Source organism: Flavihumibacter solisilvae (assembly GCF_000814475.1).
In the GTDB taxonomy this organism is placed as follows: Bacteria; Bacteroidota; Bacteroidia; order Chitinophagales; family Chitinophagaceae; genus Flavihumibacter; species Flavihumibacter solisilvae.
Genome location: NZ_JSVC01000013.1, coordinates 149,826 through 176,108, shown reverse-complemented (window position 1 = coordinate 176,108; position 26,283 = coordinate 149,826). Strand labels below are relative to the sequence as shown.

At 47.8% G+C, this 26,283-nt stretch carries 23 protein-coding genes; 12 read left to right on the top strand and 11 right to left on the bottom strand.

Annotation, left to right across the window (positions count from 1 at the left end; genetic code table 11):
* Positions 1–58 precede the first annotated feature (58 nt).
* Both katG and OI18_RS12320 read left to right on the top strand, forming a co-directional pair.
* Entirely contained in the window at positions 59–2,326 is a 2,268-nt protein-coding gene (gene katG / locus OI18_RS12325) for a catalase/peroxidase HPI (RefSeq protein WP_039140158.1), read from the top strand.
* A 173-nt stretch (positions 2,327–2,499) separates the two neighbouring features.
* Entirely contained in the window at positions 2,500–3,906 is a 1,407-nt protein-coding gene (locus tag OI18_RS12320; RefSeq protein ID WP_039140157.1) for a B12-binding domain-containing radical SAM protein, read from the top strand.
* Positions 3,907–4,012: 106 nt separating this feature from the next.
* Here the strand turns inward: OI18_RS12320 and OI18_RS12315 are convergent, their stop codons facing one another.
* Positions 4,013–5,317, bottom strand: coding sequence for an epoxide hydrolase family protein (locus tag OI18_RS12315; protein WP_039140156.1), 1,305 nt, complete (start codon positions 5,315–5,317; stop codon positions 4,013–4,015).
* Between the two features lie 149 nt (positions 5,318–5,466).
* Here OI18_RS12315 and OI18_RS12310 point away from each other — a divergent pair, with 149 nt between their 5' ends.
* Positions 5,467–6,663, top strand: a complete 1,197-nt coding sequence (locus OI18_RS12310) for a serine hydrolase domain-containing protein (RefSeq protein ID WP_160290228.1) — start codon at positions 5,467–5,469, stop codon at positions 6,661–6,663.
* Positions 6,664–6,673: 10 nt separating this feature from the next.
* Here OI18_RS12310 and OI18_RS12305 read toward each other — a convergent pair whose 3' ends face one another.
* Genes OI18_RS12305 through OI18_RS23790 form a run of 5 tightly spaced genes read right to left on the bottom strand, consistent with a single transcriptional unit; the run spans position 6,674 to position 12,159 of the window.
* The gene (locus tag OI18_RS12305; protein ID WP_052273149.1) at positions 6,674–8,254 is read right to left on the bottom strand and encodes an MFS transporter; all 1,581 of its coding nucleotides are present in this window, start codon (positions 8,252–8,254) and stop codon (positions 6,674–6,676) included.
* Positions 8,255–8,259: 5 nt separating this feature from the next.
* Positions 8,260–9,309 carry an HlyD family secretion protein gene (locus OI18_RS12300; protein WP_039140154.1) on the bottom strand — a complete coding sequence of 350 codons (1,050 nt, stop codon included), beginning with the start codon at positions 9,307–9,309 and terminating at the stop codon, positions 8,260–8,262.
* A 12-nt stretch (positions 9,310–9,321) separates the two neighbouring features.
* A complete protein-coding gene (locus tag OI18_RS12295) occupies positions 9,322–10,680 on the bottom strand; it encodes a TolC family protein (RefSeq protein ID WP_039140153.1) in 1,359 nt (452 codons plus the stop codon).
* Positions 10,637–11,275: a DUF2652 domain-containing protein gene (locus tag OI18_RS12290; RefSeq protein ID WP_052273148.1), complete on the bottom strand. Its 639-nt coding sequence runs from the start codon at positions 11,273–11,275 to the stop codon at positions 10,637–10,639. Before OI18_RS12290 ends, OI18_RS12295 begins: the two co-directional genes overlap by 44 nt.
* A gap of 11 nt (positions 11,276–11,286) precedes the next feature.
* On the bottom strand, positions 11,287–12,159 hold the full coding sequence (locus tag OI18_RS23790) for a helix-turn-helix domain-containing protein (RefSeq protein ID WP_052273147.1): 873 nt from the start codon (positions 12,157–12,159) through the stop codon (positions 11,287–11,289).
* A 162-nt stretch (positions 12,160–12,321) separates the two neighbouring features.
* On the opposite strand from OI18_RS23790, the gene OI18_RS12280 reads away from it, so the two are divergent.
* The 7 genes from OI18_RS12280 (at position 12,322) to OI18_RS23785 (ending at position 17,880) form a co-directional block, all read left to right on the top strand.
* On the top strand, positions 12,322–12,714 hold the full coding sequence (locus tag OI18_RS12280; protein ID WP_039140152.1) for a Rid family hydrolase: 393 nt from the start codon (positions 12,322–12,324) through the stop codon (positions 12,712–12,714).
* Positions 12,715–12,812: 98 nt separating this feature from the next.
* Positions 12,813–13,394 (top strand): TetR/AcrR family transcriptional regulator, encoded by a 582-nt coding sequence (locus OI18_RS12275; RefSeq protein ID WP_039140151.1) that lies wholly within the window; start codon positions 12,813–12,815, stop codon positions 13,392–13,394.
* 39 nt (positions 13,395–13,433) lie between these two features.
* Positions 13,434–13,673: a DUF2798 domain-containing protein gene (locus OI18_RS12270; protein WP_039140150.1), complete on the top strand. Its 240-nt coding sequence runs from the start codon at positions 13,434–13,436 to the stop codon at positions 13,671–13,673.
* A gap of 19 nt (positions 13,674–13,692) precedes the next feature.
* Entirely contained in the window at positions 13,693–14,664 is a 972-nt protein-coding gene (locus OI18_RS12265; RefSeq protein WP_039140149.1) for a nitrilase-related carbon-nitrogen hydrolase, read from the top strand.
* 396 nt (positions 14,665–15,060) lie between these two features.
* Positions 15,061–16,335, top strand: coding sequence for a hypothetical protein (locus tag OI18_RS12260; RefSeq protein WP_039140148.1), 1,275 nt, complete (start codon positions 15,061–15,063; stop codon positions 16,333–16,335).
* A gap of 48 nt (positions 16,336–16,383) precedes the next feature.
* A complete protein-coding gene (locus OI18_RS12255) occupies positions 16,384–16,845 on the top strand; it encodes a DUF1003 domain-containing protein (RefSeq protein WP_039140147.1) in 462 nt (153 codons plus the stop codon).
* Positions 16,846–16,869: 24 nt separating this feature from the next.
* Positions 16,870–17,880, top strand: coding sequence for a DUF4062 domain-containing protein (locus tag OI18_RS23785; protein ID WP_052273146.1), 1,011 nt, complete (start codon positions 16,870–16,872; stop codon positions 17,878–17,880).
* Here the strand turns inward: OI18_RS23785 and OI18_RS12245 are convergent.
* Entirely contained in the window at positions 17,870–18,115 is a 246-nt protein-coding gene (locus OI18_RS12245; protein WP_240312766.1) for a hypervirulence associated TUDOR domain-containing protein, read from the bottom strand. The genes OI18_RS23785 and OI18_RS12245 overlap by 11 nt on opposite strands.
* Positions 18,102–18,482, bottom strand: coding sequence for a DoxX family protein (locus tag OI18_RS12240; RefSeq protein ID WP_039140145.1), 381 nt, complete (start codon positions 18,480–18,482; stop codon positions 18,102–18,104). Before OI18_RS12240 ends, OI18_RS12245 begins: the two co-directional genes overlap by 14 nt.
* 59 nt (positions 18,483–18,541) lie before the next feature.
* Here OI18_RS12240 and OI18_RS12235 point away from each other — a divergent pair, with 59 nt between their 5' ends.
* On the top strand, positions 18,542–19,447 hold the full coding sequence (locus tag OI18_RS12235) for an arginase family protein (RefSeq protein ID WP_039140144.1): 906 nt from the start codon (positions 18,542–18,544) through the stop codon (positions 19,445–19,447).
* On the opposite strand, the gene OI18_RS12230 is transcribed toward OI18_RS12235, so the two are convergent.
* Positions 19,444–21,048, bottom strand: a complete 1,605-nt coding sequence (locus OI18_RS12230) for an NADP-dependent glyceraldehyde-3-phosphate dehydrogenase (RefSeq protein ID WP_240312765.1) — start codon at positions 21,046–21,048, stop codon at positions 19,444–19,446. The genes OI18_RS12235 and OI18_RS12230 overlap by 4 nt on opposite strands.
* Before the next feature lie 111 nt (positions 21,049–21,159).
* On the opposite strand from OI18_RS12230, the gene OI18_RS12225 reads away from it, so the two are divergent.
* Positions 21,160–21,543, top strand: coding sequence for a nuclear transport factor 2 family protein (locus tag OI18_RS12225; RefSeq protein ID WP_039140142.1), 384 nt, complete (start codon positions 21,160–21,162; stop codon positions 21,541–21,543).
* A gap of 74 nt (positions 21,544–21,617) precedes the next feature.
* Here the strand turns inward: OI18_RS12225 and OI18_RS12220 are convergent, their stop codons facing one another.
* Together OI18_RS12220 and OI18_RS12215 are read right to left on the bottom strand one after the other, a co-directional pair.
* Positions 21,618–23,054 (bottom strand): SusD/RagB family nutrient-binding outer membrane lipoprotein, encoded by a 1,437-nt coding sequence (locus OI18_RS12220; protein WP_039140141.1) that lies wholly within the window; start codon positions 23,052–23,054, stop codon positions 21,618–21,620.
* Positions 23,055–23,063: 9 nt separating this feature from the next.
* The gene (locus OI18_RS12215) at positions 23,064–26,237 is read right to left on the bottom strand and encodes a SusC/RagA family TonB-linked outer membrane protein (protein WP_039140140.1); all 3,174 of its coding nucleotides are present in this window, start codon (positions 26,235–26,237) and stop codon (positions 23,064–23,066) included.
* Positions 26,238–26,283 lie beyond the last annotated feature (46 nt).

Sequence of the window (26,283 nt, the reverse complement as noted above, 5' to 3'; positions counted from 1 at the left end):
CTAAGTTTGGCACTGCTTAAACAACTAACCTACTTTCTCACTCTTAAAATCCTAGAAAATGTCAGGTAATACCAACGACATCAGCAAATGCCCGTTTTATAATGGCAACCTAAAACATAATGTTGGTGGTGGCGGCACCAGGAACAAGGACTGGTGGCCCAACCAACTGAAACTGGGAATCCTTCGCCAGCATTCATCCCTTTCCAACCCAATGGATATGGACTTCAATTATGCCGAGGCATTTAAAAGCCTGGACCTCGAAGCTGTGAAGAAGGATCTGCATGCACTCATGACCGATTCGCAGGATTGGTGGCCGGCAGACTTTGGACATTATGGTCCATTGTTCATCCGTATGGCATGGCATAGTGCCGGAACTTACCGCGTAGGTGATGGTCGCGGTGGTGCAGGCGCGGGCCAACAAAGGTTTGCACCGCTTAACAGCTGGCCCGACAACGTGAGCCTGGATAAGGCCCGCCGGCTGTTATGGCCCATCAAACAGAAATATGGGAATAAGATCTCCTGGGCCGACCTGATGATCCTTGCCGGTAATATTGCGCTGGAGTCGATGGGCTTTAAAACCTTTGGCTTTGCCGGCGGACGCCCCGACGTCTGGGAACCGGATGAAGACGTGTATTGGGGTACTGAGAGCACCTGGCTGGGTGGCGACATTCGATATGCCCACGGTTCCCCGGGAGTGGTGGAAGATCATGGCGTATTGGTCTCCGACGATGACCCGCATGCAAAGCTTCACGCCCGCAACCTCGAAAAACCATTGGCCGCAGTGCAGATGGGACTCATTTACGTGAACCCTGAAGGCCCGGATGGAACTCCGGACCCGATAGCTGCAGCGAAAGATATCCGGGATACTTTTGGCCGGATGGCGATGAATGATGAAGAGACTGTAGCGCTGATCGCGGGCGGACACAGCTTTGGCAAAACCCATGGCGCTTCTACGGCGGATCATGTGGGCAAGGAACCTGAGGCTGCTGATCTTGAACTGCAGGGACTGGGCTGGTCCAACAGCTTCCAGTCCGGAAAAGGCGCTGATACCATTACCAGCGGCCTTGAAGTGATCTGGACAAAGACGCCGACAAAATGGAGCAATAACTTCTTTGAAAACCTGTTTGGCTTTGAATGGGAATTGACAAAAAGTCCAGGTGGAGCACACCAGTGGATCGCTAAAGATGCTGATGGAATTATCCCGGATGCATTTGATGGATCAAAGAAGCACAAGCCAACAATGCTGACAACGGATCTGTCGCTCCGGCTGGACCCGGAATTTGAAAAGATCTCGCGGCATTTCCTTAAAAACCCTGATGCCCTTGCTGATGCATTTGCACGTGCGTGGTTCAAGTTAACTCACCGTGATATGGGTCCGCGTGCCAGGTACCTTGGCCCTGACGTTCCTGAGGAAGAACTGCTTTGGCAGGATCCAATTCCTGAAGTTGACCACGAATTGGTAAATGACAATGATATCGCCTCTCTGAAGAGCAAAATCCTGGGTTCCGGGTTAAGTGTTTCAGAATTAGTGGGAACAGCCTGGGCATCTGCATCAACCTTCCGGGGATCCGACAAACGCGGTGGTGCGAATGGTGCACGGATCCGGCTGGCTCCGCAGAAAGACTGGAAAGCGAATAACCCGGCACAACTGAAAAAAGTATTGGCGGTACTGGAAGGAATTCAGAAGGAATTTAATGCCGGAGGGAAAAAGGTTTCGCTGGCAGACCTGATCGTATTGGCAGGTTGTGCAGCTATTGAAAAATCTGCTAAGGATGCAGGCCATGATATCACTGTTCCGTTTACAGCCGGTCGCATGGATGCTTCCCAGGAACAGACAGATGTAGAATCAGTAGGTTACCTGGAGCCACAGGCCGATGGCTTCCGTAATTACGTTAAGACGAAGTTTACGGTTCCAACAGAAGCATTGCTGGTTGATAAGGCACATTTGCTGACTCTCACTGCGCCTGAAATGACCGTATTGTTAGGTGGACTTCGGGTATTGGACACAAACTTTGATGGTTCCAAACAAGGTGTCTTCACAAAGCGGCCCGGACAGCTTACCAATGATTTCTTCGTGAACCTGCTGGATATGAATACAGAATGGAAGGCTTTGGGCGAAGATCGGGAATCGTTCCTTGGCAGTGATCGGGCTACCGGTCAGCCGAAATGGACCGCCACCCGTGCCGACCTGGTGTTCGGCTCCAATTCTGAATTAAGGGCAATCGCAGAAGTATATGGCAGCACAGACGGAGGTGAAAAATTCGTCAAAGACTTTGTAGCCACTTGGTATAAAGTGATGAACCTTGACAGGTTTGACCTGGCATAATAGATTACTGATTTGGTAGCCGGGCAGGCTTAAAAAACTGCCTGAAGAAAAGTTCTTCTCCGGATTCTCCGGGGAAGAACTTTTTGCTTTTATGAACATTGAATTTTTGTATTTACTTTGCAATTCAAAGCACTTTCTTTGCTTAACTTTCAGCCACAAACAAACCTGATCAAATGAAAATAAAAATGATCCTTCCGGCACTGACGGAAGCGAAAAGTCCTTTTTGGCGCCCCATCAAGTATTCTTTGTTCCCACCACTTGGACTGGCTACCCTGGCAGCTTATTGTTCTCCTGATGATGTCATCGAATTGCAGGATGAACATGTGGAAACACTTGTGACCGACGACCAGCCGGATCTCGTCGTCATCCAGGTGTACATCACCAATGCTTTCAGGGCATATGCACTTGCCGACCAGTACAGGTCGAGAGGCGTATATGTTTGCCTGGGTGGACTGCATGTAAGCTCCCTTCCTGAGGAGGCAATGCCGCATGCCGACAGTATCTTCATCGGTCCCGGAGAAGATACGTTTCCGCAGTTCCTCCAGGATTACCGCAACGGGCAACCGAAAAAGCGATATGTGAATGCAGTGCGGGATATCCAAACTCTCCCACCCATTCGGCGCGACCTGATCAAACGCGACCTGTACCTGGTACCGAATTCGATTGTGGTATCGCGTGGCTGTCCACACCACTGCGACTTCTGTTATAAAGATGCTTTCTTCGAAGGTGGCCGTTCTTTCTACACTCAAAAGGTGGATGCCGCACTGGCAGAAATCGATCGGTTACCGGGGCGACACCTGTACTTCCTGGATGATCACCTGTTGGGCAATCAAAAGTTTTCGTCTGCCCTCTTCGAAGGTATGAAAGGCATGGGTCGCCTTTTCCAGGGCGCGTCAACTGTAGATGCAATTCTCCGGGGTGACCTGATTGAAAAAGCTGCAGCTGCAGGGCTGCGAAGCGTTTTCATCGGCTTTGAATCGCTGAGCCAAAGCAACCTGGTGCAAAGCAATAAGAAGCAGAACCTGGACAAAGATTATGGAGAAGCGATCCGCAGGCTGCACAGCCTTGGAATCATGATCAACGGGAGCTTCGTGTTCGGTCTTGACGACGATGATAAGGATGTATTCAAACGCACTGTCGATTGGGCGGTTGGCAGCGGACTAACCACCTGCACATTTCATATCCTTACCCCCTATCCGGGTACGCGGTTGTTCCAGCAGATGGAAGCTGAAGGCCGGATCCTGCACCGGAATTGGGATCTCTATGATACGCGCCAGGCTGTTTACAAGACGGTGGGACTGACAGCTGGTGAACTTAAGGCAGGCTACGATTGGGCTTACCGAAACTTTTATTCCTGGAGCAATGTGTTCAAGGCAAGCATGCAGCACGGGCAGTGGGAAATGTCCATCAAGCATTTTGCTTATGCGGGCGGATGGAAAAAGTTTGAGCCACTATGGAATATGATGATTAAAACACGCGGATTGAATAAGATGCTGCCACTGCTTGAATCGATATTGTCGAGGAAGGGGAAATCAACGAATGTGCTTCAACCACCCTCCCCATTCCCAGCGATCGCTTAAATGAATTTAGTTAAGGAATCCCGGTCAATGACCGGGATCCTCAACTGCAATGAAACAAATGAAAGCACGTTGCTAGTGGAATAAAGGTCGAATTTGAGATGATTTTTTAAAAGAGTATTTTCCCCGGTGTACGGAGTGCACGGAACGCAGTGCGGAGTTCTTCAGCAAAATACTGTGGCTGCTCCCAAGCTGCGAAGTGACCACCTTTGGGAAGCCTGTTGTAATGAATAAGATGGGGATATGCTTTTTCAGTCCAGCTTTTTGGTGCTGCATAGATCTCGTCAGGAAACACACTCACTGCAGTGGGAATCGGTACATTCTTAGGGGCAAAGAAGGCCAGCTTGCTTTCCCAATAGAGACGGGCTGAAGACACTGCGGTATTGGTGAGCCAGTAAAAAGTGATGTTATCGAGGATATCGTCGCGTGTAAGACCTTCAGATTTACCGTCGAAGACGCGTGCAATGAGTTGGTAACTGCGGATATCGTGGTCCAGCATCCAGGCTGCGAGACCAACCGGCGAATCAGCCAGCCCGTACAATGTCTGCGGGCGATTGATCATTTCCAGTGCATAACCAAGTCCATGCTTATAGAAGTCGTCGAGTTGGTCCCATGCTTTCCTTTCATCGGCATCAAGACCTGCAGGTGGCTGAGTTCCGTCATGAAGTGCCTTTTCGATGTCAGCCGGAACTGTTGCCGGCATATTGGTATGGATACCGATCAAACCTGGAGGTGTCAGCAGCGCCATCTGCTCCGTAACAGCATTTCCCCAGTCGCCACCCTGGGCTATATAACGCTTATATCCAAGGCGATCCATGAGTACGATCCACGCATGTGCAATCCGGATCGGATCCCAACCCAGTTCAGTTGGCTTCCCTGAAAATCCATGACCGGGCAATGAGGGAATGACAACGTCAAAAGCATCGTCAGCACTTCCACCATAAGCAGTTGGATTGGTGAGCGGCTCAATGACCTTCAGTTGTTCAATGACAGACCCCGGCCATCCATGAGTGATAATAACCGGCAATGCGTTCGGATGCTTCGAACGAACATGAATGAAATGTATATCGACCCCATCTATCTTAGTAATAAATTGTGGCAGTGCGTTAAGGCGCTTTTCAACCTTTCTCCAGTCGTAGCTTGTCGACCAGTAGTTTGTCAGCTTCTGCATAGTGGCAAACTGTACGCCCTGCGCAGCATCTTTTACAAGCTCGCGGTCAGGCCAATGGGCTGCTTTAACCCGCCTTCGAAGATCAGCAAGTGCTTCATCTGATGCGTGAAATTTAAACGGACGAATGGACTCACCAGATGTGACGGTTTTGTCCGGGCTCTGTTGAGCAGTACCATGTATACCTGGCAGCGAGAGGACGCTTGCCATTGCTGTTACTGCCAGGATTTTTTTAGGTAATTTCATTTTATGGTGTATTTATTGTTTACTGAATTAATACACTACAAAGTTCCGATGACGGCACTACCTGATTGTGTGATCTGCATCACAATGTCTATATTGACTTAACCATTCCTTCAACCATACGTTCTACCATGCATTCAACAACCCGCCTTATGTCACTCCTGGTTTATGTTGTAATTGGTACCAATTGCCAGGCGCAACAATTGAAATACACTGCAGCTGAAGCCTATGCGATCCATGAAAACATCAACCGCAGTCGCTGGGATATCGGTGGAAGGCTATCACATTACTCATTCCGGTTCATGTCGGAATTCTTTCCAACCGAAACAATCAAAAAATCAAACCAGGAATTCACTTTTACAGAAAATCAGCGAAATGAAATTGGAAGCATCAGCGTACAAAACGGAGCTGAAACAGAGACACTGGAAGCACAACTGAAACGCCTGCATGTGAACAGTATCATTGTCGTAAAAAAGGGAGAGATTGTATTTGAAAAATACTACAGCATGCTTCCGGAAGAGCAACATACCCTTCAATCCGTTTCAAAAGTGATCACTTCAACTCTCATTGCAAAACTTGAAAATGAAGGAAAAATCAGGACTGACAGGCCGATCGAACAATACATTCCAGAACTCAGGAACACTGCATGGCAGGGCATTTCCGTTAAAGACATCCTGGATATGCGATCCGGGATCCAGGGCTCAGAATCAGATCTCGAAAACGGCCCGTTTACCAATCCAAACCACAACTATTACAAGTTCGAATCTGCACTCGGTTTACTTCCCAGGGCTGGCGGTTCTCCCCCTCCCGTTTATGAACATGTCGCATCGCTGAAAAGAAAGAATCCGCCAGGCGAGAAAGTGGAGTATCATTCTGTCAACACATTTGTATTGGGCTGGCTTGCAGAGAAAATAACCGGGGCTAAATATTCGGACCTTGTAAGTGAATGGATCTGGAAAACCATGGGTGCGTCCTCAAATGCCTATGTGTGCCTGTCGGAAAAGGGAGTCGCGTGGACTCATGGCGGAGTATCAACAACTTTACGTGACCTGGCCCGTTTCGGCATGCTCTTCACACAAAGTGAGATCGTTGCGAGAAAAGAATCTCTTGTCAGCCAGGCACAGCTGCAATCCATTTTTGCATCAGGGCAATCCGGTTACCAGTGGGACTGGGCACGGAAAGGTCATGGTATAATGAAAAGCGGGTTTGGCGGACAAGGACTTTATGTGAATCCAGGCCTTGATCTTGTTATAGCCTTTTTCAATCATATAGATGTGGAATGGAAAACTGACAATATGCTTTCCTTTGAAACGATCCTGGAAATCGAAAAGGCAATTGAAAGAAACTAATCCGCAGTCTTCACGCCTTCACCCGTGCTGCCTTTATCTTATTTACTACTGCAAACAATAACAGGACAACCAATAGAATTGCCGCGACCACCGCGCCGATGAAAAAGATAGCCCTTATCGTCAGCAACTGGCTTTGGACAGCCGAAGATTTTGCAATCAGCTGATTCGAGATCGCAGTAGCTTCACCAGTAGCGAACCCTTTCGAAACGAGGAGACCTTTATACAGTTCATGGCGCTGGAAAAAGATCAGATTTTCGGGAACGAGCTTGCCGAGGAAGCCCTCCTTGAAATGTTGGTTGAAATTCAACTGGAGTGTATAATATCCGGCAATGGAATTAAGCGAGGCGAGAAAGCGCGCATAAGTACACACAACAATTGCCGTAATGCTCGCACTCTGCGGAACCGTAGCGATGCAAAAAACACTTACCGGTACAAACAATAGTCCGCAGGCGAAACCCTGCAGGAAAATGGGAATGCAAAGGTCAGCAAATGACAGGTCTGGGGTAAGTGCCAGGTACACCCAAACATGATACAGGCATAACACCAGGAATCCAGCGACCAATAGAAGTGGCAGTTTCTGCTTTCCTGACAGGATTACTTTTACCGCGATAACTGTGGCTATTATTACCCCCGCAACGTTATACAAACCAGCATTCACGACGTCGGAAGAACTCCAGCCCAGCACTCCGGCCGCATAACCATAAACAAGGTTGATGCTATCCTTGATCCCCCAGAATAACAACAATAAGAAAAGGGCGAAAAGAAATTTGCCGGACTTAAATGCTGCCAGTTGAATCAGTGGTCGCTTCAACTCTGCCTGCCGAAAGAGGAATAGTGAGATCATCAATACTGCAAACACCGTGGCATACCCGATTGCCGGATCAGCCATCCAGTAGCGTTTTGGACCATAGATCAGCACAAAGGCTGTTGCAGCAGAGCCGAACATCATCAGGATACTACCATACCAATCGACCTGGAATAAAGGATAGGGTTTCATGGATGGCTTCGACTTAAACACACACATACAACCCACTAAAGCCATGACCTGCAAACCCACCAGGCCGTAGTAAAGTACCGTCCAGTTTGTACTGAGTACTACCCATGAAGCTCCTACCCCAACGAGAACGCCACACGTAAGGATCAATGAAAAAAACAACGAAACGCCAACAAGCAATCGCTTTGATTCCGGAAGCGTGGAAAAAATTGATATCAGCATACATCCGGCAACCAGGCAGGTGATTGCCCCGATAAAAAACCTGAGGATGGAGAACAAGACAAGATCATGTGTATATAAGCAGCCAAGATTGAGCAAGATCCCAACCAGCAGGGCAGTCAACAGGTAACTCCGCGTATTGAAATACCTAACCAGCCTGAACTGGATGGGCAGGGTAGTAATGATTCCCGCATAAGTAATCTGGAACGCAAAGGAAATATCCTCCGGCTGTGCACCATAGAAAGAAATTACATGCGCCTGGATAAAGCCGAAAGACGCAAACTGGGCCACTGCTGAAAACAGGATCAGCATCAACAGGAACCGTGTAAAACCTAATCGCCGGCTGAACCAGCCATTAAAATGAATTGCCTGCACCATCGCTTCTATTTTGTTGCCTTCTTAACCGTAACCTTCACGTTCATTCCCGCCTTTAGTTCCTCCACACCAGGATCATTAAAGACTATTTTCACCGGCACCCGCTGGATGATCTTGACAAAGTTGCCAGTGGAATTATCTGCCGGCAAAAGCGAGATCTTTGAACCGGTGGATGCCGATATGGCTTCGATATGCGCCTCGAAGATCCTGCCGGGAATCGCATCCGCTTCCACCTGCACCGGCTGCCCGGAGTACATACCCGTTACCTGCGTCTCCTTGAAATTGGCGATGACCCATTTGTCATTTGTATTAACGATGGATACAAGTGGCTGCCCGGCCTGTACCTGCTGCCCTTCGAGAATATTTTTCCTTCCGGTATATCCGCTATACGGCGAGGTTATAACTGTATAACCAAGGTTAAGCCTTGCAAGGTCGAGCAATGCCTCGGCCCGTTTTCGCGCTGCAAAGAGCGAATTGTATCTCGATTGCAACTCACGCACTTTGCTGTCGCCAGTCTTTAAACTATTGATGGCAGCGCTGTAATCACTTTTGGACACATCATATTTCGTTTGCACTGTTTCATAATCAGCCAGTGTTACTGCTTCATCTTTTAACAGGTTGCTGAACCGCTTTACGTCCTGCTCCTGTTGCCAGAGCCTGGCTTTTGCAGAATTGATCTGGTCGCGGTTTACGAGCGTGGAAGCCTGCGCAGATCGGATTCCCGCATCCAGGATCTCCTGTTGCGCCCTGGTGTCTTCCAGTATTGCCTCAGCTTCCTTCACCTTCTGGAGATACTCACTGTTATCGAGAATGACCAGCGTGTCGCCCTGTGTTACTTTTTCGTGTTCGCTGAACAACACTTCTTTTATGAATCCACCAGCCCGGGCAGAAACCGGGTTGATATATGCATCCACCTGTGCGTCGTTCGTGGTTTCATACTCGCGCGCAACCGACAGGTAGCGGGCGAAATAAAAGAGCGCGATAACTATGACAGACAAAGCAACGCTCATAGTGATCCAGCCAGTTAAACCCCGTTTTTTGTTCTTCCTGGTTTCCATGATGTTTTATGCTTAGAGTTTGCCGGTAATAAAAAGCAACCGGTAATAGATTGATAATGCGGCAATATTCGCCTGGATATAATTGAATCTGGACTCCTGGTAAAGGTTGTCGGCATCCAGCAGGTCGGTCAGCAGGCTCAACTGGTTGGCATACTTTGTATTCTGGATCTGGTAGTTGATTTCTGCCTGCTCGATGGATTTCCGGATCACCTGCAACCGGTTAACCGCTTCGAAATATTTGATGGCCAGGGTCCTGGTTTCCTGCTGGATATTATCGGTTACCCAGGACTGTTGTTGCTTCAATCCTGTTTCCCTCAGTTTTGCAGACCTGACCTTATACTTGTTGTGGTACAACGACGAGATCTCGTACGATACCCGCACTCCCACTAATCCAACTGCAAAGGTTTCAGCTTTAGGCGGAAAGACGACCGTATTCGGGTAGCTGACACCATATCCGCCAAACAAGCCTATACTGGGATGATTAAAAGATTTAGCCAGCGCTACGCGGTTCTCCTGTAGGTCAATTTGTTTTCGCGCTTTTAGTATAGCGTAAGCGCCGGCATAGTCCTTTAATAAATTTTCAAGTTCTGCACTGTCTGGCAGGTTTAGCGATGCAGTATCAACAGGAATGATTTGGGTAGATGCACCCAGGTTCAACAGGGTGTTGAGACGCTGGTTGCTGATGGCATAATCATTTTTATTTGTGGTTTCACCCAGGAGCGCATTAGACAACAACACTTCAGCCCGTAGTAAATCACTTTTGGTCACTTTTCCATTTGCATAGAAAGAAGCGATATTTTTTGAACGCGTTTCTGCGCGGCCGACCTGGTCGTTGATCAGCTGTTCCTGGAAATAATAGCGGACCATCTCCAGGTAGTGAAGTGCGACTTGTAAACCGATAGTCGCTTCCTGTTCTTTAGTATTGATAGACGCAAGTTCCGTTTTATGGCGCGCATCTGTGACAATTGATCGGTGCCTTCCACCTGAATACAGGTTGAAAGAAGCTTCAAGGTTTAACGCTCCTGCATTTGAATTGGGTGGTTTTGAAAGCTGTTTTGAATCTCCCAGCACACCATCAAAAATTGTAATCCTGGTGTAACGCTGGTACGCTGCATTACTGGTAATACGTGGCAATACACCCATTTCGGCATCCTGCAGGTCGGATTGAACAGCGCTTTCCTCAGTTCTGTACACACTGACCAGCTTATTTGATTCTTTTGCATAACGGATCGCCTCCTGCAACGAGAGTTTAATGGTCGCGTTGTCTGTGACCTGCGCGTTCACGCTGCTGAACGATGCAACAAGCGATAAGAGAAAGATACCAGTCTTAGTGATATTTCCTGTTGCGGTTTTTTTGATCTTGAAGCACATTTGCTTTTAGTATTTCTGTGTCGTAAAGAAAACAGGTGAATGACAAGTCGGTGGCACTTCTGCCTGTTGGCACGTCCATCACTTTCACCCATTGTGGTAATAGCAGCTCATCTGTTTTTTGCATTTCATTCAGCAGGTCCTGGGTTGCCAGTATGTAACTGTGGCTTGGAATATTGTTCTTCAAAAGCTGGTGGGCTTCCAGGATCACTTCCCCATATAACTTTTTGAATCCATAGAGTTTGTATTCAGCGATCGGGCCAAAATGGACCACTGATTTCAGGGATAATTCCAGGTTCGAGAGCCGCCTGTTACCATGCAACTCCCGCAATCTTTTTTTGAAAGCGATTAACATTAACTCATATTGTTTCATGATCTGCTGAAACTTTGGAGGCGGCCCATACTTGTAAAACAGGATCGCATCGCCTTCTATCTCGGAAACCTGCAGACCCAGGAAATTAGCATGCAGGATTATAGACAATAATTCAGAAGCGATCTGCCTGCCGCTTACCATATCCATGTCGTGGACAAATTTTGTAAAACCACTTATGTCCGGGATGAAGATGATACCCTCCCGCTGCGTTATTGATCTTGCCAAAATGATTGAATTTATCGTTTATACGATTTGAAAATGTTCCGGAACTGTCCCGGTGAAACCCCCGCGAGTTTGGTAAACACCCGGTTGAAATATTTATCATCTTCGTAACCCAGGTAGTCAGCGACCTCCTTTATGCTTAAGTCGGTGTAGCAGAGCAACCGTTGTCCTTCCCGCAGCATTTCCTGCTGGATAAAATAAGTTGTGGTAAAGCCTGTTACGGCTTTGATAGTATCATTAAGATAACTGATGGAAATATTCAATTGTCCGGCATAGTCACTTGGCTTCTTCAGTTCGCGGTAGTGTTTCCTGATCAGTCGCTTGAAGTTCCTGGTAAGCTCAATGCTACGCTGTGAATACAGTCCGGACAAGCTTTCTGTATTTGCCTGGAATGCAGCAGCGATTTTATAAACACATGGTGCAACAAATGCATTGACCGCCTGTTTGTGCAGACTTCCCAACGTAGTATCCTCGTAGGTTCGGAACAGCAAATCAAAATAGCGCGTGTACCATTCCAGGTCCGGCTTTGACAATTCCAGCAGCTGTCCTTTCAATAATGAATCTTCAATCATCAGCCGCGCATGTTCGTCCACCAGTTTATTGTCCAGGAACAGGATCCAGCCCTGGCTGCTTTCATCGAAATTTACTGCCCGCTGGATTTGCCCGGGCACGAGAAACGCGAGTTTTTCATGATCTATATGCATCTGCTGAAAATCAACCAACAGTTCTGCCGCGCCTGATGTCAGCAATATGCAGATGAAGTGGTCGTTGCGGTGCAACTGGCTGATGTCATCAAACCTGGAGGAAATAAAATCTTCGTTGATCCTTTCGATCCGGACTCCGGAGATATTTTCCCTTAATTGCCAGATGGGGATTTTGCCTTTCATCACATTCGGTTAAACTACACAGCAAAATTAGCACGCCGGAACCGCGGATCACCCTACTATTCGCTGTAATTGGTGGACAAATCCCAGTTCCCGGCACCTTTACCTTAATTTTGGAGCCCGTTTCGTCCCTACCCCATTATTTAACCGTTTAAATGTAGTCTTATGGCAAAGACTGACAGGCAAGTCCAATCATTGCAGATGCCCTGGGAAGAAGAATATGGCTATGCCCAGGCAGTTAAAAAAGGGAATACGGTCTGGATCTCAGGCCAGTTAGGTCACGATGACAAAGGCAATATGGCCGAAGGTATGGATGCCCAGACTCTAAAAACCTACGGTAATATCAAAAAGATCCTGGAGAATTATGGGATGACAATGGACGACGTTGTTGAGGAAGTCATATATGTTACTGATATGGCAAGCGGCTTCCAGGCACGGAAAAAATACGGGAAACAGTTTTATTCCGATCCCAAACAAATTGCCAGTACGATGGTGGTAATCAGTGGATTGGCCATACCGGGCCAACTGATTGAAATAAAGATTGTGGCGCAGGTGTAGAGCCAGTGTCTGGTTGCGACACTTAACAAACTTTAAACAATATTAATTTGGACAGAATATACCGATCGGTATATCTTTACATCCGCAATCGAAATCAAATGGGAAAGAGCGAACAAACAAAGGCATTCATTATAGAAAAGACAGCACCACTGTTCAACAGCAAAGGATACGCCGGAACATCCCTTAATGATATGACAGATGCTACCAGGCTAACGAAAGGAAGTATTTATGGCAACTTTGCCAATAAAGATGAAGTAGCAGTAGCTGCATTTGAGTACAACGTGAACAAGATCCGTTCAATCGTTTATCCAAAAGTCGCCGAAAGCATCTCCGCAAAAAATAAATTGATGGCATATGGTGAAGTATATACAAATCCTGATAAATACAATTTTCCCGTTGGCGGTTGTCCCATCCTTAATACCGCTACCGAAGCCGATGATACCCATCCCGAACTACAGGTGAAAGTAGCCGGCGCAATCAATACCTGGAAAAAGAACTTTATCCGAATCATCCAGGAAGGCATAGAAAACAAAGAGTTCTCAAAAAATATTGACCCCGAACAGGTTGCCATCTCACTCATTGCATTGCTGGAAGGTGGAATTATGATCTCCAAAGCAACAGGCAAATCCACCGGCCCCCACATCATGAAGACTTTCCGAAACCTCGTTGACCAGCTCTAATCTTTTATTTGAAACAAAATATACCGACCGGTATTTAACATGAAACACAGACTCATTTTTGCACTTATTATGGCAATGATCACTACGTCGATGATCTCTTTTACACTGATAGCCATCAATGTAGGCTTCACAACGAGGTTTATCCCGATCTGGCTGCGGTCATGGTCAATATCCTATGTCCTCGCAGTTCTCGCAATGCTTTTTATAGCACCACGTGTACAGGTACTGGTCGGCTTCCTGCTGAAGAAGCACCTGATCGCAGATGAAGATGATAATTAAACAAACAAATACAAATACAATGAGCCATTCAACAAACAACAACAGCAGCACCGTAGTAAGGGCAGCTGCAGTGCAGATCAGTCCCGTGCTTTACAGTCGCGAAGGCACTACCCAGAAAGTTGTGAACACTATCCGTGAGCTGGGTAAGCAGGGTGTACAGTTCGCAGTGTTTCCCGAAACCTTTATCCCTTATTACCCCTACTTCTCATTTGTTCAGCCTCCATATATGCAAGCGGAGCAACACCTGAAACTGATGGAAGAAGCCGTGACAGTTCCGTCGGCCACTACCGATGCCATTGGCGAAGCAGCCAGGGAAGCCGGAATAGTAGTGTCGATAGGTGTCAACGAACGCGACGGCGGGTCACTGTATAATACCCAACTTCTCTTCGACGCAGATGGCACATTGATCCAGCGTCGCAGGAAAATCACCCCCACTTATCACGAGCGTATGGTATGGGGACAGGGCGATGGCTCGGGTCTTCGTGCTGTTGACAGCAAAGCAGGCCGGATTGGGCAACTCGCCTGCTGGGAGCATTACAACCCACTGGCACGTTACGCAATGATCGCTGATGGAGAACAGATCCATGCGGCTATGTATCCCGGTTCCAGTTTCGGTGAGCTGTTCAGCCAGCAAATAGAAGTGAGTGTACGTCAGCATGCTTTGGAATCTGCTGCATTCGTAGTTAGTTCGACTGCATGGCTCGATGCTGATCAGCAGGCACAGATCATGAAGGACACCGGTAGCCCGATCGGTCCCATCTCCGGTGGAAACTTCACCGCGATCATCGCACCCGATGGTACAATAATAGGCGAACCTATCCGCAGTGGCGAAGGCTTTGTAATCGCCGACCTCGATTTTAACCTGATCGAAAAGCGCAAGCGACTGATGGATCTGAAAGGACATTATAACCGGCCGGAGCTGCTGAGCCTGTTAATTGACCGGACGCCCGCGGAGTATGTGCAGGAAGTGAATAAGTCAGTAAGTGAATAACTTATCAATAGCGGAAGTTATACAACGACAAAACCATCTATCAACCTAACACCTGGCGATAGAATTAGGAAATTTTAAGGTGGCAACTCGCAGAAGAAATGCGCGCCGCTTTCAGGTCGATGAGACCAGTTCAATAATTTGATGGTTGTTTTGATAACGGTGATCTCCCGGTCCGACCATGACTTTGTCATGTGTCGGCCGGGAGTTTCCATATATCATTCATTTTTTCCGGATGAATATAAAGGAGTTGTAAACTTCAGCAACGCTGCGGCGCCGGAACGGTTCATTACCCGGAATCGCCTGCTCGTAGGTGAATTTGCCCTGTTGCTTCATTCGCGGCCCAGATTACCATAAATGAAATGCAACTTGCGCGCTTACTGATTAAACCTACATCACATGAAATCGAAACTTCTTATTCTCTTAAGCATTGCAATTGCATCATTTTGCTCATGCACAAAAAACGGCGACAAGCCTGCCGGCAGTATAAATAACGAACCCGTCAAAAGACCATTCGGAAATCCACTGGGCATTGCCGTTACCAAAACAATAGGCGAAGCGGGTGGTACGTTGGAAATGCCGGGCGGCAACATCAAGCTGGTCGTACCGCAGGGAGCGGTTACCACGCCTGTGAACTTTAGCCTCCAGGAAGTGCAGAACACATTACCGGGAAGCAGGGCACAATCATTCAGGTTGCTGCCGGAAAACGTAGATTTCAAAAGCCCCGTAACGATAATTTATTCTTACGAAGAACTTGATATGGAAGGTACGGCACCTGGACTGATGTACCTGGCATACCAGGACAAGGATGGCTATTACAACATTGCCCACAAGACCGTACTCGATGAGGACACGAAAATCCTGTCCGTTCAGACTTCTCATTTCAGTGACTGGACCATCGTTGAATTATTAAAAGTAACTGCTGACAAAACTGAAATGCAACCGAATGAAACCGCCAACCTTAAGCTGCAATGGTACCTGGGCTCGCTGCTCGCGCCACTGACTACCGACTACCCGATCGGTGACCTGCAAGACTATAACGGCAGAAATGCATCAAAGGTCAGCTGGAGCCTCGCTGCCGGCCAGGGAAGCATCCAACCTTCGGGGATCAAATGTGGTTATAAAGCACCTGGTGAAATTCCCGCAACGAATCCCGCACTGGTAAGTGTTTCCGTTCCGATTAGTTTTTATAACAATGCAAGGCCGGGTGTAGCCATCCTCACTACACCAATTACCACAATAGCCGACGAATACTTCATTTATACATTGGATGGCGTTCCGCATGTTAATGGCGGCAGCGGGTGTACGTCACCAACCTGTATTGAAATGGAAGCGGATAATTTTTACGTGAGTGCGGAGATGAAAAGCGGTCAGCACATCCTGGTGAGGCTGCTGGGAGAATCCTTTGGCACACGCTCCTATCCTTTCGGGCTCGAAGATGACCAGGCGTATATACATGTAAATATGGGTGATGAATTCGATTGGGTGTCGAGCAGGTTCCCCTGTGAAAAATGTGACGAAGCGCATTCTTCCGGAAGCGTAAAGCTTACACGTTATGGTAATGTTGGCGATTATGTGGAAGGGGAATTCACGGCCGAGATCTGGTATTCCATTGGTTATAATCCGCCACGGAAATCGATAACCGGTAAGTTCAGGGTTAAGAGAAGGTTATAGGGATTTATCAGTAACTTGTTGGCATCCCTTAACTCAAGTGGTTTATGTATGAAACACCAGGGACTGCCCTCCGTCGAGGAAATAAAAAAGCGCTTCGCTCCTATCCACAATATTAATGTCAGGCACAAAGAAAAGCTAAAATCTCTTGATAGGCTCGCGCTGTGGATCACAAATCATGTTGGAAGCATGGGATTTTTCATCATAATCCTTTGCTGGACAATTTCCTGGCTTGGATGGAATACGCTGGCTCCAAAATCACTACGGTTCGATCCTTTCCCGGCTTTCGTGTTATGGCTGTTCATATCGAACATGATCCAGATCTTCCTGATGCCATTGATCATGGTCGGACAGAACCTACTGACCAGGCATGCCGAACTCAGGGCAGAACAGGACTTTGCCATCAACAAGAAAGCAGAAACTGAAATTGAAACGATCTTATATCATTTAGAAAACCAAAGCGAACTGATCGCGCAGATACTGGGCAAACTCGGACAGCAGGACAATAAATGATCTGTTCATCATCAAACGGTTTCTATGGAAAAATATACCGTATTTGTAGCGTCGCCATCCGATGTAAAAAAAGAACGGGATATACTCTCAGATATCATCCCGGAAATAAACCAGACCCATGGGGCACCGCTCGGCTATGAGCTTGAATTGTGGCGGTACGAGGAACAGGCCTATCCTTCTGCTAACAAACCGCAGGAACTGATCAATGCTATTGCCAAACCATACCAGATCTTTATCGGGATTATGTGGAAACGATTTGGTACCCCAACGTTAACCGCTGAGTCCGGCACGGAGGAAGAATATAACATCGCATATGAAGCGTGGCAAAAGAAACAAGTGGCCGATGTTATGTTCTACTTCTGCAAAAAGCCTTTCTATCCTGGCAGCCCGGAAGAAAACGACCAGATGAGCAAAGTGCTGAAGTTCAAAAATGAACTGAATGGAAAATCGCTGATCTGGGACTACCTGAACCCCAACGATTTCAAGGACAAGATCCAAAAGCACCTGTGCCTGTTAATGAATAATATCATTCAACAGAAAAAACAGCCTGCGGCACCAAAAACAAAGGCTGACGAAGAATTGATCGGGACCTTAAAAGAACTCTGGGGCCGGATGACCCCTGAGTTGCAGAATTACCTGAGTGTTCCGTATAACGAAAACAGGATGAAAGGAGATGCCGGCATCCAAACCAGGGATCTCTTTGCCGCTATAGTGACTAATCCGACCCCGGAATTGCAGGCCATCATCAAAAACATCCCCGCTGAAGCGCTGCCGAAACCATTGACGGGAGCAATCGTAAACGAACCATACATCATCAATGAAGAGCCATGGCTATCGCACTGCATCGCCACGTCACTAAAACGCATGAGCAAGGCATTGCCTTCCAACCAGCAATTAACGGCGCTGGATGTGTTTATTGATATTGCGCGTAACGGAACCGGTGAATCTGTCCGCCTTTTACGTGAACACAACGTAACACCTGAAAGAATTGCCGAGATCCTGGTGACTGAGAACCTGCAGGTGATTAACGGTTAGTTTTTTTAAGCTTTGTGAGGGCCGAGCCTTTATGGGCTGCAATATGATCGGTCTTACTGCTTTTGATCTCATACTGTGGATCATCTTCCGTTGCATGATGGGTATAGCCCTTATAGTCAAAATCCTCTTTGTGAATTTTGATAATGGTCCCTGAAACCCTTCCGGCTTCGGAGTTCCAGCTTACCAGGTCGCCTACTTTGAATTTAGTGGCCACAACGTGATTACCTGCTAACAAGTTGAAGAAACTTTTCCCTGTTCTCATAGATCACCCAGGCCATGATAGCTGCCATGACAAGGGGAATTGCCAGTCCTTCGGGCGCAATAGTGAAATGTGTCAGCAGGATTCCAACCATAATGGGAAAAAGGATCAGGGTGCCCAGTGCCCGCGTCCGGGGAATCATGAACAGCAATCCGCCAAGTATTTCACCAACAGCGATCAGCGGCATCAGCCACCTGATCTGCATCATAGCAGCAAACATGTTCATGGAATCCTGCGGCATGTCTTTCGGCGGAGGCAGGTAAAAGAAAAACTTGTTCAGGCCGGCGTTGAGGAACATGAGTCCTACCAGCACGCAAAGAATTGTAAGGATCTTCCTTTTCATAGCTAAGCAATTAGTTTCTACTCAGGAACAAAAACTTTACCATAATTGTTGATGGGAACATGAGCCGCCTCCAAATTATCTCTGCTCCTTCTGTCCTGGGCCTGAAACCGGGTGGGGTGGCCCAACTTGGAGATAGCCTGCTGAAGGCAGGACTGGCGGACGACCTGCACCCGGCGAACCCCGTTATACATGTTCCTGATCTTAACGGAAGCTACAGTTTTGAACGGGATAAAACTACAGGCTGCCTCAACTCTTTGCAGATCCGCGATTTCTCTTCGATCCTGATGAACACTGTCAGCACGAAACTCAGTAAGGAAAACTTCCTGCTTGTGCTGGGCGGCGATTGCAGTATCCTGTTAGGGATAATGCCCGCCATGAAAATGAATGGGGAACCGGGATTGCTGTTCCTTGACGCCCACGCCGATTTTTATGAACCGGCAAAATCGCCGACCGGCGAAGTTGCGGATATGGACCTCGCAATTGTTACGGGGCGCGGACCGGAGTTATTGACGAATATCGGCGGACTGCGACCTTACGTCGTGGACCGGAACGTGATCCATATCGGCCAGCGGGATGCAGAAGAAACAAGGAAATACGGGTCGCAGGATATTGCCGATACGCAGGTAAAAAGATTCGACCTCAAAACAATAGAAAAGATTGGTATAAGCAATACTACCGATGCCATCCTGGAATATATGAAGGCGGCCGAACCAGGTAGTTACTGGATCCACTTCGACACCGACGTGGTGGACGATGAAGAAAATCCCGCTGTAGATTACCGGTTACCCGGCGGCCTTGGACTACAGGACATCGAAAAATTATTGATCGGTCTGCTATCCACCGGCAAAGTAGCTGGCATGAGCATCTCCATCTTCAATCCCTTGCTGGATCCCACAGGAGAAACTGCAACCAGGCTTGCCCGTTGTATTAACAAACCGCTGCGAAACTATCACCAGGACCGCTAAAAAATATAATCCGTGCTCAGGAAGCTGGAACTGTGTTCCCTTACAATGGCATTAAACAGGTTTTTATTGGAATCAGTCAGCTTCGTTGCCACCAGCGAACGAATAGAGAAGGATCGCAGGGCATCAAAGACAGAAAGCGTTCCTTCGGCACTGTCCTTCCGTCCAGTGAATGGAAAGACATCCGGACTGCGCTGTGCCTGGCAATTGATGTTAACCCGGCTCACCAGGTTTACAAAGGGATCGATCAGCTTAGCCACTTCTTCGGGATCCTCGCTGAAAATACTGACCTGCATACCATGTGAAGCGTCTACCTGGTAATTGATTGGTTCTTCGATGGAATCAAATGGCACTACAGGGATAACCGGGCCGAACTGTTCTTCATGATACAGCTTCATCTTTTCATTAACAGGGTAAACGACCGCAGGAAAAACGAATGACGCATCTATATATCCGCCGTCTTTATTGATCACTTTTGCCCCTTTGGCGGTGGCGTCATCAATGCACTCTTTCAGGTATCCCGGTTTATTCGGTTCGGGAAGCGGTGTTATTTTCACCCCCTGCTCCCATGGCAATCCAGGCTTCAGGGCCGACACAGCAGCGCTCAGCTTTTCGGTAAATTCAGCAGCTACTTCCTTCTGAACGAAGATGAGCTTAAGCGCAGTACAACGTTGACCATTGAACGAAAGCGCACCTAGTATACATTCGTTAACGGCGACGTCAAGATTCGCATTCTTCGTAATGATAGCCGCGTTCTTGGCATCAAGGCTAAGTATGGCGCGGAGACGGTTAACTTTAGGGTGCAATTTTTTGAGGCCATTCGCAACCTTGCTGGAGCCGATAAACGCAAGCACATTCACTTTTCCGCTTTCCATAATGGGTGCAATAATATCAGCCCCTTTGCCATAAAGGGTATTGACAGTGCCCTTAGGAAAAGCCTGCCTGAATGCATCCAGCAAAGGATAATGCGCCAGTACACCATGTTTGGGAAGCTTGAACAGGATGGTATTACCCATTATCAGGGCCGGGATCAGTGTTGTAAAGATCTCATTCAATGGATAATTGAAGGGCCCCATACTCAGGACAACTCCCAGTGGCGCCCTTCTTATCTGCGCGATGGTGCCTTCTGCTTCCTTGAAACGTGACGACTCGCGATCGAGTTCTTTAAGCGCATCAATAGTGAAATTGATGTATTCAACTGTCCGGTCAAATTCCTTGGTGGAATCAGCCAGGTTCTTTCCTATTTCCCACATAAGAAGTTTGATCACCAGTTCGCGTTGCTGGATCATCAGGTAAACGAACTTTTCCATGCACCGGATCCTTTCCTCTACGCTCATTGTCGGCCATTCGCCCAGACCGTTGTTGTAAGCAGCCAGGGCTGCATCCAGCGCTTCCATTGCTTCTTTCGCCGTGGTATTGGGAACACTTCCAAGAAGTTTTCGTTCCGGCCCATTGGCACCGGGCACACAAACGGGAGAATAGATTTCGCTGACAGGGCCATCCCAGGATACCAGTTCACCATTCAGTAAATAAACTTTCTGGTGGATTTCCGTGATCCTATATGCATCGGGTATTGTGCTTTCCTCTTTGAATATTTGCTCCATAGCATTTTCCATTTAGATTTAAAGTTCCGAATAACAGGCTTATTAGCATGAAGAATCTTCGGACATTTATGTACCTTAAAGTACGTTCATTCACACCTAAAATCTAAAATCATGGCAACACAAGAAAAAACCCGCACGACCCAGGAGGTTGCCGACCGGTTCGACCAACTTGCAAAAGAAAACAATTGGACGGCCATCCAGGACGAACTCTTTTCTGACGACGCAGAAAGCATCGAGCCACCATCAGCAGCCCAGGTGGGTATGAAAAATGCAAAAGGAAAGGCAGCCATCAGGCAGAAAGGTGAAGACTTTGAGCAGATGGTTGAAGAAATGCACGGCGGTTACTGTACAACACCTGTAGTGGCTGGCAACTTCTTTACAGTAGCTATGGGAATGGATTGCACAATGAAGGGCATGGGCCGGACAAAAATGGATGAAATAGCCATTTACGAAGTAAAGAATGGCCAGATTGTAAAAGAACAATTTTTCTTCTAAAAAAAACGAAGGAGCGGCCACTGGTTAAGTGAACCGCTCCCGGGACACACGAACAATGTAAACCGTGAAAATTCTTATTTAACGTCGAACCAGAGTTTGGTGGTCAACAGGTCGGCACCCTGGTTAGCTACTGCTGCTTTGTAGTTATCGCCGTTCAGCGACTGCTCCGTGCCAGGATAAATGAACCGCTTGGGAATATCGCCATTCAATACACCCGCAACGGCAGCCGGCAATACCGGGTTGTCGAGCCTGCGCCATTCAGCGAATGCCTCCAGTCCCTGGCCAAACAATGCGATCCACTTCTGCTCACCGATCGACTTCCGGAAATCGGTTGCGTCATAGGCCACTTTAGGTTGTGCGAGATAAGCAGTTGCAGCCTCATTGGTCAGGCCATATTGTTTGAATGATGCCATGATAGCCTGCGCATACAAATCCGCCGCACCATCCGCTGTATACCCGCGTGCTGCTGCCTCGGCGAGATCAAAGAGAAACTCGGCCTCGCTGAATATAACTGCAGGTGCCTGCGCCGCCTGGAAATATGCACCGGGCTTCGATGTTTTGGCAAACCCGAGATTGCTGGCATCGGAGTTTGTCAAACCGTTCGGTACCCCGATATATTCCTGCGGCGTGGTGGTTTGCGTTTTATTGGCATAAATGGCGAGCCGCGGATCATTCAGGTCGAACAGCTTGTCGATTATTGATTTGCTGACACGATAGTCATCCCTCGTCTCAAATAAAGCATTTACCGGGTTCTGGTTGGGTGAGCTGAGGTAAGTCAGCTTCGCAATATCACCAGTGCCACTGAAAAACAAGTCCGGCTGGCTTTTCACTTCATTCACAACTATCCTCGCCTTATCTGCATCACGGTCTGCAATGCGTAGGGCAATCCTTAACCGTAACGCGTTAGCGAATTTCTTCCAACGGGTAATATCGCCGGAATAGATCACATCACCTGCGATGGTTTTACCTGCGGGGTCAAGCAGTGACTGCGCTGTTGCGAGGTCAGCCAACAGTCCAATGTAAACATCCTGCTGCCTGTCGTAAACAGGGGTTACATATGCTTTGATATTTCCTGCCTGGCTGTATGGGATATCGCCATACGCATCAGTGAGCAGGAGAAAAGCCCAGGAACGCAATGTAAGTGCCACGCCCTGGTAGTTTTTATTATCCTGTTGCAAACCGAGCTTTGACAATACATTAAGGTTGTTGATGGTCGTTGAGTACAAGGTAGACCAGAGACTGGCAAAGCTGCTGTTTGAAAACACATACCTGTCTTCTTCCGTGTACTGGATCTTTGCCCAATGCTGGATGAACAGGAGACTTGAATTCATATTATTCGTAGTACCCCAGTACGCATCCACTGAAGTTTTTATTGCTGCCGTCAGCAGGTAATCAGGTTGCGCATTCTCTGTGGCATTGGGATTTTTGTTGGTCTCATCCAACTTTTTCGAGCAGCCCGCAATGGACAAGGCGAGCAGGCTATATATCAATATGTTCTTTGTATTTCGCATGGTAGTAGTTTAAAATTTGACAGTAACATTGAATCCATAACTGCGCACAGTTGGGTTGGACAGGCTTTCCAGTCCCTGTGCATTACCTGTGTTGAATGCAGTTTCGGGATCGATATGCGGAACGTCGGTATGAATGATCCAGAGATTGCGTCCCACAGCTGAAACGCTTGCACCTACCAGTCGCAGCGGGCGTAACCAGGCTTTCGGCAGGTTGTAAGACAATTTCACTTCCCGTAGTTTCACATAAGTGGCATCGAAAATATTTGCTTCGTCGATGGTCCGGAATGATTTATAATAAGTCTGTGCAGGAAGAACTTTCGTATTTGCTTTTCCATCGTCAGTGACACCATTAAAAATAATACCATCGTCATAAACCACTTCACCATTAGGCGCAGCACCGGCGTTTGGCAACTGTACGGTACCGTTAGACTTGTTGTCGCCGGGATAGTAATAATACAATCCGCCGTTCTCAGCTCCCCTGCCGGGCAACGTAGTCGATAGCACACCGGTGTAAGTACCGGTCGCATAAGTACCATTGTAAAGTGAGCCACCCACACTGGCATCAATCAGCACACTCAGCGTGATGCCTTTGTAGCCAAAGCTATTGGTGATACCGCCCACCCAATCAGGAGTAAACTTACCAAGGACCTTTTTACTGGGATCGATCCGCGGAGCTCCGCTTGCATTCACCAGGATCTGGCCGTCTGCATTGCGCAGGAAAGCGTTGCCGAACAGGGTGCCGTATGGTTGTCCAACCGAAGCAATCACCTGTGCTGAGTTTGAACCGATCACGTAATTCTTCAATCTTCCCTCCTTGTCAAGCTCCAGTACTTCACTCCTGTTGGCGGCATAGTTAAGATCGATGTCCCACGTAAAGTCACGCGCTATGGGTCTTACTCCCAGTTGCAGTTCAACCCCGCGGTTCCTGATACTTCCGGCATTGAGGAGCTTCTGGCGATAACCGGTAGACGGGCTCACATCCACACTCAGGATCTGGTCAGTACTGTTGGTATTATAGACAGAAACATCAAGCCGTGCACGGTTATGGAAGAAACCGAGTTCAACACCCGCTTCTTCAGAAGTAGTTGTTTCAGGTTTGAGATCTTCATTCAGGTCCACTCCTGAACCAATCAACTGGGGATTGGATCCGAATGGCGCGTTAAAGGCGAAAGTGTTTCTCAGCTGGTATGGAGCAGCATCCTTACCAACTTTTGACCAGCCGGCCCGCACCTTTGCATAAGTAAGCACTTCATTACGGATATCGAATGCTTCGGTCGGGATGAAGCTGGCATTGATAGAAGGATAAAAATATGACCTGTTCTCAGCTGGTAATGTCGAAGACCAGTCATTCCTTGCCGTAAGATTCAAAAATGCATAATTGCGGTAACCAACCTGGGCCGACGCAAATGCACTGTACACTTTCAGCTCACTATAATAGTTGGAAGAAACCAGCGGGTCGCGTGAATTCGCAAGGGTATAAAGATTGGCAACTGCGAGGCGGGGTGCCAGCTGAATATTTTCTTCATAATACTGGGAACGGATATTTCCTCCCGCAACCACATCGAGACTAAAGTCCCGGTTGATTTTGTGTTTATAGTTCAGTGTTGCCTCGGTGTTATTTTCATGAACAGAGTACCCGTCTTCTTCATAAGAACCGTACGGAGTACCGTTGGTTCCATAGGCTACTTTGATCTTGCGGCGATCGTTGTAATAATCGGAACCGCTGAAGAAGTTGAAGTTCAGTCCATCGCTGATCTTATAGTTAAAACCGGCTTTACCAATAAAACGGGTCCTGCGTTGCTGTACCGTATTTTCATATGCGATGAAGTAAGGGTTGCTGTAATAACTGTTGTTCCAGTTGAAGGGAACTCCATTGGCATCGCGGTAAGGCTTCAGCTTATTTATATCCACCTGGCGACCGAACCAGGTAAACTGCAACATCGTTGACGTCGCCCTGCGGCCGGCAGCACCGGGCAGGTTGTCGGCATCCAGTATGGAGAAATTTGCATCTGCAATGAGTGTAAGCCGGGAGGTAAGTCGCAGGTTGGTATTCAGTGAAATGTTGTTGCGACCCTGGCTTGCATTCGGAATAATGCCCTGCTGCTTGAAATTATTGAAAGATAAACGGTAGTCGATCTTGTCATTAGCGTCGGCAATAGAAATCCCGTTATTCAGGATATAACCGGTGCGGAAAAAATCCTTTACGTTGTCCGGGTGTGCCACAAACGGAACAGGTTCGCCGTTGGAATAAAACTGCGGGATAAGGCGACCATCGAGCCGCGGGCCCCAGCTTTCGTCGACACCGTCGTTGATGCCACCACCCTTTCCATCCACGTAGCTGAATTTTCCGTCGGATCCCTGTCCATAGGAGTTCTGGTACTTAGGCATCACGAGGATGTCTTCAAGCGAGAACCCTGAATTAACGGTGATGCCCAGTCCCTGCTTCGATCTACCGCTCTTCGTTTTGATCAGCACAACACCGGCTGCTGCACGTGATCCGTAAAGTGCTGCGGCATTGGGTCCTTTCAAAACACTGAGTGATTCAATGTCATCAGGATTAATGTCGGCGATGGCATTTGCATAATCGCGCGAGCCACCGGCACCAAGCTGGGAGTTATCTACAGGTATGCCGTTGATGATAAACAGTGGCTGGTTATTGCCGGAGATGGATGTCTCACCGCGGATAATGATCCGTGAAGAGCCCATATCGCCCTGGCTGTTTGTGATCCGCACACCGGCTACCTTGCCTGCGAGCGCATTCACCAGGTTGGCTGTTTTTGCTTCAGCGAGATCTTTTGTTTTAAGTTCCTGCACGGCGTAGCCGAGGGACTTCTTTTGTTTTGAGATTCCGAGCGCCGTTACCACTACTTCGTTAAGTGACTGGTCGCTTTGTGCAAGCTGGATACTCAGCGACTGGTCATCGGTCGTGATTGCCGATTCGAATTTTTTAAATCCGACAGAACTGAATACAAGCCTGCTGTTGGGTGCAACTCTGATCTGGAAATTTCCCAGTGAATCGGTAACAGCGGAGGCGCTGCCATCTTTTGCAATAACTGATACACCGGGCAGTGGCTGGTTATCAGCTGATTTTACAGTTCCTTTGATAGTTTTCGTTTGTGCCTGGAGGGAGCCGGCAACAAGAAGTAATGCCGCTCCGTAAACAAGGCTTAGAATTTTTTGCATAGAGCTTAAATGGAAAAGTTTGGGGAATAGCATTCCTGCAGGTAAA